The 11,383-nt window shown below is 72.0% G+C and carries 6 protein-coding genes; 2 read left to right on the top strand and 4 right to left on the bottom strand.

Annotated features, from left to right (window positions below; all coding sequences use genetic code 11):
• Positions 1-150: 150 nt before the first annotated feature.
• Positions 151-2,577: an excinuclease ABC subunit UvrA gene (locus HQQ88_RS19140; RefSeq protein WP_173171115.1), complete on the top strand. Its 2,427-nt coding sequence runs from the start codon at positions 151-153 to the stop codon at positions 2,575-2,577.
• A gap of 450 nt (positions 2,578-3,027) precedes the next feature.
• Here HQQ88_RS19140 and HQQ88_RS19135 read toward each other — a convergent pair whose 3' ends face one another.
• From HQQ88_RS19135 to HQQ88_RS19120, 4 genes are all read right to left on the bottom strand, one after another.
• Entirely contained in the window at positions 3,028-6,129 is a 3,102-nt protein-coding gene (locus tag HQQ88_RS19135) for a choice-of-anchor G family protein (RefSeq protein WP_173171112.1), read from the bottom strand.
• 204 nt (positions 6,130-6,333) lie between these two features.
• Complete coding sequence (locus HQQ88_RS19130) at positions 6,334-8,319, bottom strand: potassium transporter Kup (RefSeq protein ID WP_173171109.1); 1,986 nt, start codon at positions 8,317-8,319, stop codon at positions 6,334-6,336.
• A 181-nt stretch (positions 8,320-8,500) separates the two neighbouring features.
• Positions 8,501-9,211 carry a 5'-methylthioadenosine/S-adenosylhomocysteine nucleosidase gene (gene mtnN, locus HQQ88_RS19125; protein ID WP_173171107.1) on the bottom strand — a complete coding sequence of 237 codons (711 nt, stop codon included), beginning with the start codon at positions 9,209-9,211 and terminating at the stop codon, positions 8,501-8,503.
• A gap of 78 nt (positions 9,212-9,289) precedes the next feature.
• Complete coding sequence (locus HQQ88_RS19120) at positions 9,290-10,177, bottom strand: serine hydrolase domain-containing protein (RefSeq protein WP_173171104.1); 888 nt, start codon at positions 10,175-10,177, stop codon at positions 9,290-9,292.
• A gap of 74 nt (positions 10,178-10,251) precedes the next feature.
• Between HQQ88_RS19120 and HQQ88_RS19115 the strand changes: the two genes are divergently transcribed.
• Positions 10,252-11,352 (top strand): VanZ family protein, encoded by a 1,101-nt coding sequence (locus tag HQQ88_RS19115; RefSeq protein ID WP_173171102.1) that lies wholly within the window; start codon positions 10,252-10,254, stop codon positions 11,350-11,352.
• Positions 11,353-11,383 lie beyond the last annotated feature (31 nt).

The following is an 11,383-nucleotide window of genomic DNA, read 5'->3' as shown; positions in this document are numbered from 1 at the left end:
GCGGCCTCCTCGTCGGCACCGCCACCATCACCGCACAGATCAAGTAACACCCCGCACCACACGCACCACCGCACCACTCGTGAAGGGCCGCCCCGGGCAACCGGGACGGCCCTTCACCACGTTCAGCAGCACCCGCCTACCATCGAGCAGATGCCCGCTCCCCGCTCGACCGTGACCGACGACCAACCGGGGCCCGACGACTTCATCCGCGTCCGCGGCGCCCGTGAGCACAACCTGCAGGACGTCGACGTGGACATCCCGCGCAACCGCATCGTCGCCTTCACCGGCGTCTCCGGCTCCGGCAAGTCCTCGCTCGCGTTCGGCACGGTGTTCGCCGAGGCGCAGCGCCGCTTCCTCGAGTCCGTCGCTCCCTACGCCCGACGGCTCATCGCGCAGGGCTCGACGCCGCACGTCGAATCGATCACCGGCTTGCCACCCGCCGTGGCCCTGCAGCAGCGCCGCGGTGCCCCGAGCAGCCGGTCGACCGTCGGCACGCTGACGACCCTGTCGAACTCGATGCGCATGCTGTTCTCCCGCGCCGGCACGTACCCGTCTGGCGTCGACCGGCTCGAGTCCGACTCGTTCTCGCCGAACACCGTCGCCGGAGCATGCCCGCGCTGCCACGGGCTCGGCATCGCCCACGAGGTCACCGAGGCCTCGGCCGTCCACGACCCGTCGTTGAGCATCCGCGACGGCGCGATCACCGCGTGGCCCGGGGCGTGGCAGGGCAAGAACCTGCGCGACGTCACGGCGGTGCTCGGCTACGACATCGACGTGCCGTGGCGTGAGCTCTCCCGACAGGACCGCGACTGGTTGCTGTTCACCGAGGAGCAGCCCGTCGTCCAGGTCCACCCGAAGCGCGACCGCGTCGCGAAGCCGTACAAGGGGCGGTTCTGGAGCGCACGCCAGTTCGTGATGCACACCCTCGCCGACTCGCAGAGCGAGACGCAGCGGACCAAGGTGCTGCAGTTCGTCGAGTCGGGTCCGTGCGGCCTCTGCGGCGGCACCGGCCTGACCCGGGCCGCGCTCGCGGTGACGGTCGGTGGTCACTCGATCGCCGACCTGAACGGGCTGCCGCTCACGGCGCTGGCCGACGTCCTGCGCCCGATCGCCACCATCACGGACGCCAGCGCTGCCACCTCACGCGCCTCGTCCGGCGAGCACACCGAGGTCGCCGTCGCGATCTCCCGCGACCTGCTCACCCGGGTCGAGGTGCTCGTCGGCCTGGGCCTCGGGTACCTCGCGCTCGACCGGGCCACTCCGACGCTCTCCCCCGGCGAGACGCAGCGCCTGCGCATCGCGACGCAACTGCGCTCCGGCCTGTTCGGTGTCGTCTACGTGCTCGACGAACCGAGCGCCGGCCTGCACCCGGCCGACGCCGAGTCCCTGGTCGAGGTCCTCGACGACCTGCGTGCCGGCGGCAACAGCGTCTTCGTCGTCGAGCACGACATGAGCATCGTGCGGCGGGCGGACTGGATCGTCGACGTCGGCCCGGGTGCCGGATCCGGCGGGGGCACCGTCCTGTACAGCGGCCCCGTCGACGGTCTCGCCGACGTCGAGGCGTCGGTCACCCGACGGTTCCTGCACCCGCGCGACCGTGCCGACGGTGAGCGCACCGTCCGGACCCCCGTCGGGACCCTCGAACTGCGCGACCTCACCCTGCACAACCTGCAGGACCTGGACGTCGACCTGCCGCTCGGGGTGCTCACCGCGGTCACCGGCGTCAGCGGCTCCGGCAAGTCGTCGCTCGTCGGCGGGGTCCTGCCCGGCGTCGCGACGTCGCACCCGCTCGTCGACCGCGTCGTGCAGGTCGACCAGAAGCCGATCGGCCGCACCCCACGTTCGAACCTCGCGACCTACACCGGGCTCTTCGACGCCGTGCGTGCCGCGTTCGCCGCGACCGACGACGCGAAGGCCCGCGGCTGGACCGCCAGCCGCTTCTCGTTCAACGTGGCCAGCGGCCGGTGCGAGGTGTGCCAGGGCGAGGGCTCAGTGTCGGTCGAGCTCCTGTTCCTGCCGGGCAGCTGGGCGCCCTGCCCGGAGTGCCACGGTGCGCGCTACAACGACGAGACGCTCGAGGTGCAGTGGGACGGGGCGTCGATCGCCGACGTCCTGGGCATGACCGTCGACCAGGCTGCCCCCTTCCTGGCGTCGCTGCCGGCCGCTGCCCGCGGCCTCGAGGCCCTGCGCCAGGTGGGCCTCGGCTACCTGCGGCTCGGGCAGCCTGCACCGGAACTGTCCGGTGGCGAGGCCCAGCGCATCAAGCTCGCGACCGAACTGCAACGCGCGCGCACCGGGCACACGCTCTACCTGCTCGACGAACCGACGACGGGCCTGCACCCCGCCGACGTCGAGCTGCTGACCGCACAGCTCGCACGCCTCACCGACGCCGGCAACACCGTCGTCGTGGTCGAGCACGCCATGGACGTCGTCGCGAGTGCGGACCACGTCATCGACATGGGGCCCTCCGGGGGCGAGGAGGGCGGCCGCGTCGTCGCCACCGGCACCCCCGCCCAGGTCGCGGCGTCCGCCGAGAGCCGGACCGCGCCGTACTTGCGGGAGCAGCTCGGGCTCTGATCGCGCCCACCCGCGGACGGACGGGGCCTGTGGCGGGCCCGCACCGCGCCTCCCGTCCGCACCGTGCGGACCATGCCACCCCGTGCCCGCTTCCACGCACCGTGCAGCGCAGCAGACACGCACCACGCAGCCAACACCGCCCCAGCCGACGAAACCCGCACCGTGCCCGACCCGCGTACGCACCCGTGGACGGGAGGCCCGGGACGGCCCCGCACCGGGCCTCCCGTCCGCACCGTGCGGACCATGCCACCCCGTGCACGCTTCCACGCACCGTGCGGCGCAGCAGAGCCGCACCACGCGGCCGCCCCCGCACCAGCCGACGAAACCCGCACCGTGCACGCCACGCACCGCGGCGGGCCCGCCCTGCACCAGCCGACGAAACCCGCACCGTGCACGCGCGCAGCAGCGCCCGCCGGGACGGATCCCGACGGGCGCTGCTGGTGGTGCGGACTAGGCCCGACGGAAGCGGCGGGCGATGGTGAGCCCGACGCCCGCGAGCATCAGCAGGATCGCGAAGGCGATCACCGGCGCCGGGTCGCTACCGGTGTAGGCGAGCGTCCCGTTCGGGCCGGTACCACCCGCGCCACCGGTGCCGGCGGTCGCGAGACGGACGGTGAACGTCACCGGGTCGGACGCCGCCGAGGTGCCGTCTGCGCCGGTCTGGGTGGCGGTGATGGTCACCGTTCCCGGGCCGAAGCCGACGATCGGGGTGCACTTCCAGGTGCCGTCCGCCGCGACGACCGCGGTGCAGACGACGACCGTGCCGTCGGTGACCGTGACGGTCGCGCCGGGCTGACCGGTGCCGGTGATCGGCGGGTTGGGCGTCGTGACGGTGCCACCGTCCGTCGGCGAGGTGATCACCGGCGGCGGGGTCGTCGTGGTCGACGCGGGGTTGTAGGTGTAGACCAGCGGGTCGGACGTGCCACCCGGGGTCGTCACCGTGACCTCGACGTCACCGGCAGCGTGCGCCGGGGTCGTGAAGGTGAGCGTCGTGCCGTCCGCCGACACGCTGTCCGGCGTGATCGGGTCGGAGCCGTCCACCGAGACCGTGGAGTCGTCGGTGAAACCGGTGCCCGTGACGGTCACGACCGTGCCACCCGCGGCCGGACCGTTGTCAGGGTCCAGCGCGGAGATCGTCGGGACCGCGGCCGGGGCCGGGTTGTACGTGTACGGCAGCGGCGCCGAGGTGCCGGAACCGTTGGTGACGGTCACGGGGACCGCACCGGCGGTGTGCGCCGGCGTCGTGAACGTCAGCTCGGTGCCGTCGTCCGACACGCTGTCCGGCGTGATCGGGTCGGAACCGTCCACCGAGACCGTCGAGTCGTCGGTGAAGCCCGTGCCGGAGACCGTGACGACCGTGCCACCGGTGACCGGACCGTTGTCGGGGTCCAGCGCCGTCAGCGTCGGAGCCCCGGCGGGTGCCGGGTTGTAGGTGTACGTGAGCGGGTCCGAGGTCCCGGCATCGGTCGTGACCGTCACGTCGACGGGACCGGCGACGTGCGCCGGGGTCGTGAACGTCAGCTCGGTGCCGTCGTCGGAGACCGACTCCGGGTCGATCGGGTCGGATCCGTCGACCGAGACGGTCGCGTCGTCGGTGAACCCGGTGCCCGTGACGGTGACGAGCGTGCCTCCGCCGACCGGCCCGTTGTCGGGGTCGAGCGTCGTGAGCGTGGGCACCGCTGCGGGAGCCGGGTTGTACGTGTAGTCGAGCGGGTCGGATTCACCGGCGGGCGTGGTGACCGTGACGTCGACCGTCCCGGCGTCGTGCGCCGGCGTCGTGAAGGTCAGCTCGGTGCCGTCGTCCGAGACGGAGTCCGCCGCGATCGGGTCGGAACCGTCGACCGACACCGTGGCGTCGTCCGTGAAGCCCGTCCCCGTGACGGTGACGACCGTGCCACCGGCGACCGGCCCGTTGTCCGGGTCGAGCGTCGTGATGGTCGGGACCGCGGCCGCGTCGTCGGTGTAGGTGAAGTCGAGCGGGTCGGATTCACCGGCGGGCGTCGTGACGGTGACGTCGACCGTCCCGACGACGTGCGCCGGCGTCGTGAAGGTCAGCTCGGTGCCGTCGTCCGAGACGGAGTCCGCCGCGATCGGGTCGGAACCGTCGACCGACACCGTGGCGTCGTCCGTGAAGCCCGTCCCGGTGACGGTGACGACCGTGCCACCGGCGACCGGCCCGTTGTCCGGGTCGAGCGTCGTGACGGTCGGGACCGCGAGCGGACCGGCGTTCGGGCCGACCGCAGCCGAGGCGAGGTTGACGACGGCGGTGCCGGCGGCCGGCACCAGTGCGACGCGCAGGGCACGCTGGGTGAAGACGCCGTCGGCGCTGGTCTCCTGCACGTTGGCCTGCAACGACACGACGGTCGTCAGGGCGTTGGCGAGCGGCGTGATGACCGTCTCACCGAGGCCGGCGACGACCTGGTTGATCGGGGCGACGACCTGCGCGATGACGGGGTTCACGACGTCGAGGAGCTGACCGATCGGCAGCGGGAGACCCGCCACCGTGACGGTCAGCCCGCGGAGCGACTGGGTGAGCTGGGTCACGACGCCCTGCAGCGCGGTGGTGACCGCCGGCAGGAGCTGGGTCGTGAGTGCGTCCGTGATGTACGGCAGCAGCTCGGTGTTCGCCGGCAGGTTGTTGATGTCCAGGCCGGCGTTCGTCAGCACTGCGGCGACGTCGACCGTGATCGCACCGGTCTGCAGGTTCGCCGTGATCGAGCCGTCGGCGCTGGTGACGTCGCCGGTGGCCGAGTCGAGCACCGTGACGAGGTCGGGCAGGCCCTGGACCTGCACGAGCGGGCCGAGCGCGTTCAGGGTGTCCTCGACGCCGTCGACCGTCGGCTGGAGCGTGCCGAGCGTGGTGCGGAGGCCGGACACCGTGGTGCCGAGTGCGGGGCTCGTCAGCGACAGGTCGAGTCCGGCGATGCCGTAGTCGCCCGTCTGCGCACCGTCCGGGCCGGCTGCCTGCGCAGCGGTGGCCGAGACGGCGCCGACCTCGAGCTGGGCGTTCGCGAGGGCGCCTGCCAGGTCGGCTCCGATGAGACCCGACAGGTCGAGCGTGGCGTTGGACTGCGGGACGCCGTCCTGTCCGCCGACGCCGATCCCGCCGGTGTTCGTCACCGCACCGGACGCGGCGACGGAGCTGCCGTCGGCGTTGGCGGCGGCGTACTGGTTGACGGCACCGAGGGTGAGGATGCCGTTGTTCCCGAGCAGGTTGAGGCCCCCGCCCAGGTTGACGTTGACCGCGTTGAGTGCGGTGACGTCGAGCGGGTGGACGTCGGTGTCCGTGGCCCCACCGGTGTTGACCGCGTCCGCCGGGGTCACGGTGAGGATGTCGTCGAGGTTCAACCCGAGCGCGGAGCCGCTGAGGAAGCGCCCCTGCCCGGTCGACGCGACGGGCGCTGCCGTCGCGGGGGCGGCGGCGAGGATGCTGCCGCCGGCGCCGAGGAGGGCTGCGGTGACGATCGCGACGCCCTTGCTCCGGCCTGACCATCGGGTGGAAGTGGACGCCCCTGGGTCTTTCTGGGCGCGCTCGAGTACTCCAAGCCTCATGTGGCTTCGCTCCTGATCCTGGTGCTGGTCCGGCAGTTGGTGATGCTGCCTGCAGCTGTGGTGTGGTTCCGATGAGCGTAACCCTGAACGGGTGCACAAGACCATCACCCCCGAACGGGGGCCTGCGCTCTACGGATGCGGATGCCGATGCGGATGCCGATGCAGAACGCCGGTGCACGACGCGGTCAGATCTCGACGGCGCGGTCAGATCTCGACGTCGCTGCCCATCGTCACGGTGCGCTGCGCCGGGAGACCGAAGCGTGCCGCGGGGTCGGCGGCGTTGTGGGCGAGGCCGACGAAGAGCTTCTTCCGCCAGGCCACCATCCCCCGGTTGCCGGGCATCGGACGGAGGGCCCCGCGGGAGATGAAGTAGGACGCCCGGAGCACTTCCTCCGGGTCGATGTCCAGGACCTCGGCCAGGCAGGCGGCGTGCAGGGCCTTCGGCAGGTCCTGGTCGTCCGAGAACCCGAACTTCACCGTGATGTGGTCGATGCCGTCGTCCTCGTAGCCGAGGTCGTCGCGGAAGAACGCCTTCGCGTGCGGGACGTGCGGCACGTTGGCGGTGAGCACCGAGACGATCAGGACGGTCCGGTGCACCACGTGGTTGTGCTCGACGTTGGCCCGGAGCGCCAGCGGCGTCGTCTCCTTGTTCGGGTGCGGGAAGACCGCCACCCCGGGCACCCGCGGGATGTGCTCGTGGTTGATGCGGTCGATGAAGTCGGCGAGCGACCCTTCGCGCTCCTTGCGTTCCTCCTGCACGAGCGCCCGGCCACGGCGCCACGTCGTCATCACCGTGATCACCGCCAGGGCGATGAGGAGCGGCACCCAACCACCGTGGATGATCTTCGACAGGTTGCCGGCGAGGAAGGTCAGCTCGAGGCCGCCGAACGCCACCGCCGCGACCACGAGCTTCCAGGTCGCCCACTTCCACAGCGGGCGGACGACGAGCAGGAGCAGGAGCGTGTCGACGACCAGGGCTCCGGTGACGGACACCCCGTACGCGGTGGCCAGGTTCGCCGACGACCGGAACGCGAGCATGATCGCGAGCACGCCGATGAACAGCAGCAGGTTCACCGCGGGCAGGTAGATCTGCCCGCTCTCCCGCCGTGACGTCTGCCGGATCGTGAGCGGCGGCAGCAGCCCGAGCTGGACCGCCTGCCGGGTGAGCGAGAACGCCCCGGAGATGACGGCCTGGCTCGCGATCACCGTCGCGAGCGTCGCCAGCACCACCACGGGCAGTCGCAACGCGTCCGGGAACAGCAGGAAGAACGGGTCCTTCGCCGCCGACGGGTCGCGCAGCACCAGCGACGCCTGCCCGAGGTAGTTGAGGACGAGCGCCGGGAACACCACGAAGAACCACGCCTTGAGGATCGGCGACCGTCCGAAGTGCCCCATGTCGGCGTAGAGCGCCTCGGCACCGGTGATGACGAGCACCACCGCACCCATCGCCACGAACGTGATGTACGGGTGCGCGAAGGCGAACGAGATCGCCCACGTCGGCGAGAGCCCCTGCAGGACGCCGGGGTGCTCGAGGATGTGCGGGACGCCGGCGGCGGCGATCACGACGAACCAGAGCAGCATCACCGGGCCGAACAGGTTGCCGACCTTGCCGGTGCCGAAGCGCTGCACCGCGAACAGCACGACCAGGATGACTGCGGCGATCGGCACGATCAGGTGATCGACGGACGGCGCCGCGGTACCGAGCCCCTCGACCGCGGACAGCACCGACACGGCCGGGGTGATCACGGAGTCGCCGTAGAAGAGCGAGACGCCGACGATGCCGATCACCAGGAAGATCACCGCACCACCGCGACGCTTGGCGTAGAGCCGGCGGGCCAGGGCGGCGAGCGCCATCACCCCGCCCTCGCCGTCGTTGTCGGCGCGCATCAGGATCAGCACGTACTTGATCGAGACGATGATCGTGATGCTCCAGAACATCATCGAGATGACGCCGTAGACGTCTTCCTGGTTCGCCTTCACCAGGCCGTCGTCGATCGTGAACACGGTGCGCAGGGCGTAGAGCGGACTCGTCCCGATGTCGCCGAACACGACGCCGAGTGCGGCGAGCGCCAGGACGGCGACGCCCTTGCGCGGGCCGTGGCCACCGTCGTCGGTGGCCTCGGTCGTGGGGGTGGTGTGGTCCGTCGGCTTCGACGGTTCCGTCGGGGTCTCGGAGCGGGTCTCGGTCACGCTCGGCACTTCCGTCTCCGGCCGTCCGGGCGACGGCCGCCGCTCATCATCGCACCGTGCGCGGGATGCGCTCGCAGGTGGCGCACATGCGTGCGCACCGTGGCTCTCGACGTGCGCCGGGGGCGGACGGGAGGCCCGTGGCGGGTCCGCACCGCGCCTCCCGTCCGACGGCGGCCGGGTCTCAGGGACGCAGGCCGCGCACCAGGTCGTGGACCACGCGGGCGGCGCGCGCCGCGGCGCCGTCCAGGTGCTCGCGGAACTCGGCACCGTCGGGCGCGCAGAGGTCGCTGATGCAGCGGACCGACACGAACGGCATGTCGTGCACGTGGGCGAACTGGGCGATGGCGGCCGACTCCATGTCGACCGCGGCCACGTCGGGGAAGGCGTCGCGGAGTGTCCGGGCGCGCCCCTCGGTGACGAAGACCTCGCTCGAGCCGATCGTCGCCGAGCGCAGCGGCCAGGCGATGTCGGCGGCCATCGCCAGCTCGACCAGTCGGGCGTCCGGGGCGTACCCGGTCGGCATGCCGGGCACCTGGCCGAGGGCGTAGCCGAACGCGGTGGCGTCCGCGTTGAGGTTGACGTACCGGTCGCCGACGACGACGTCACCGATCGCGATGCCGTGCATGAGGCCGCCGGCGGTCCCGACGCTGATCACGGGGATGCCGGGTCCGAAGTCGTGGAAGCCGTGTGCCACGGCGGCTGTCGCGTTCGTGAAGCCGATGCCGCTGCGGCGGACGGCCACGGTGGCGCCGCCGATGTCGAGGAGCTGGTGCGGATCGTGGCCTCCGACGGGGCCGTCGAGGATCGGGACCCCGCCGAACAGGTCGGCGAAGGCGGAGACCTCTTCGCTTATGGCCGCGATGATGATCGCGACGGGCGTCTGTTCCTGCACTGATCGATCCTCGCACGGCGAGGAAGCGACCGCTGCCAGCGACGGCTGCCGGTTACCGCTGCCGGTTACCGCTGCCGGCTACCGCTGCCGGGCGAGCTCCTCGGCGACGAACGCGGCCATCGCGTCGGCGCCGAAGTGGTCGTCGGCGGTGATCGTGACCACGGTGTCGCCGTCGGGGTGGTCGTCGAACAGCAGCATCTGCCCGTACGCGCCGTGCAGCCGCCACAGCTGCCCCGGACCGCCCCAGCCGGCCATCGCGTAGCGGTGGTACCCGGGCCCGGTCCCCTCGCGCTCGACCCAGTCGGAGTGCATCGCGTCGCACCAGCGGGCGCTGACGATGCGCTGCCCGTCGACCACGCCGCCGTCGCGGATGAGCCGACCGAGGCGCGCGAGTTCCTCGGTCCGGAGCGCCAGTCCCTCGCCGGCGGCGACGTACCCGTTCGGGCAGCGCAGCCACTCCACGTCCTCGATGCCGAGCGGGTCGAACAGCCGTCGAGACACGAACGCGCCGACGTCGCCGACGCGGGTCTCGAGCACGCGCATGGCGGTGTAGGTGCTGACGTTGGCGTACTGGAACACGCGACCCCGCGAAGGCCGCCGCAGGAACTCGGCCGCCAGGTCCGGCCAGTCGGTCAGCTCCGTCGCCGACCAGGGCATGTCGATCCCGCTCGTCATCGTGAGCAGGTGCCGGAGGGTGACCTGGTCCGCGCCGTCCCCGAACTCGAACCCGGGCAGCGAAGCGGCGATCGGTTCGTCGACGTCCACCAGACCCTCGTCGGCGGCGATCCCTGTGGCGAGGACGCAGACGCCCTTCGCCGCGGAGTGGATCTCCTCGCGCACGTCGGGCGTCCATCGGTGCTCGGCGACGTCGTCGTCGGCAGTCCGGACGTGCAGGCCGTGGGCGCCGAAGCCGGTGTCGTCGACGTGCCGGACGATCGCGTCGAGGATGCTGGTCGCGGTGGTCACACCGCCATCCTCTCGCGGGTCGCGGCACGACCGGCAGCCGGACGCGTGTCCCACGGGATCCCTAGGGTCGAGGGATGACCTCCGCGACCCCTGCCGTCATCGCGCTGCTCGTCGGGTCCGCGATCGCGATCGCCGGACTGGTGCCGTGGGCAGCGCTGCAGTACCGACGCCGGGGCACCCTCGGCGTCGGCAACGCGGTGCTGGCGTTCGCCACGGTCGTCTACGGGCTCGCCCTCGTCACGTACACGCTCCTGCCCCTGCCCGACACCAGCGAGGTCGCGGCGATCTGCCGCGCCGCCTCCGGACCGCAGCTGACGCCGTTCGCGTTCGTCGGGGACATCGCGAAGGAGGGCGGGCTCTCCGGCCCCCGGTCGCTGCTCGCGAACCCGGCCGCGGCGCAGGTGGTCTTCAACGTCATCCTGTTCGTGCCCCTCGGCATGCTCGTCCGGCACGTGTTCCTGCACGGACGGTTCCTGGCCGGGGTGGTCGTCGGGACCGTCGCTGGGTTCCTGGTGTCGCTGCTCATCGAGTGCACGCAGCTGACGGGCGACTGGTTCCTGTACCCGTGCTCGTACCGGCTGTTCGACGTCGACGACCTGCTCGCGAACACCACCGGAGCACTCGTCGGCACGCTGGTCTCCCCCGTGCTCTGGGTGCTCGTCCGGCACCGGGGCGAGCCGTCGTCGGATCTGCCCCGCCGGGTGACGATCTGGCGCCGCGGGTTCGGGATGTTCTGCGACCTGCTCGCCATGGTGCTGACCACCGGCGCGCTGGTGTCGATCACGAGCCTGTCGTTCGCCCTCGCCGGACAGGACCTGAACTCCACGCTCGCGAAGGTCCTGCTCGCCACGTTCCCCTTCGTCGCACCGGCGATCCAGTTGATCGTGGTGCTCGCGTCCGGGCGCACGCTCGGCGAGGCGGTCGTCCGGCTCCGGCCGGAGCCCCGGCCGACGGCCTGGCAGCGCCTGGTGCGGTGGGCCGCGGGCTCCGGCGGGTGGGCGACGGCAAGCGCCGCCGCGCTGCCCTTCACCGGCCTGCTGGCGTTCGCCCTCGCCGTCGCAGCCGTCATCGGGCTGTTCGCCACCCGAGGGCGGCGCGGGTTCGCCAACGTACTGGCGCGGGTGGACGTGGTGGACGAGCGCATCGAGCCGACAAGAGCAAGTGAGGAGCGGTAGAAGGTCCGTGGCCTTGGTTCTGTTTCGGTCG

It is taken from the genome of Curtobacterium sp. VKM Ac-2861 (assembly GCF_013204965.1).
GTDB lineage: Bacteria > Actinomycetota > Actinomycetes > Actinomycetales > Microbacteriaceae > Curtobacterium.
This window is presented reverse-complemented; position numbering and strand designations above follow the sequence as displayed.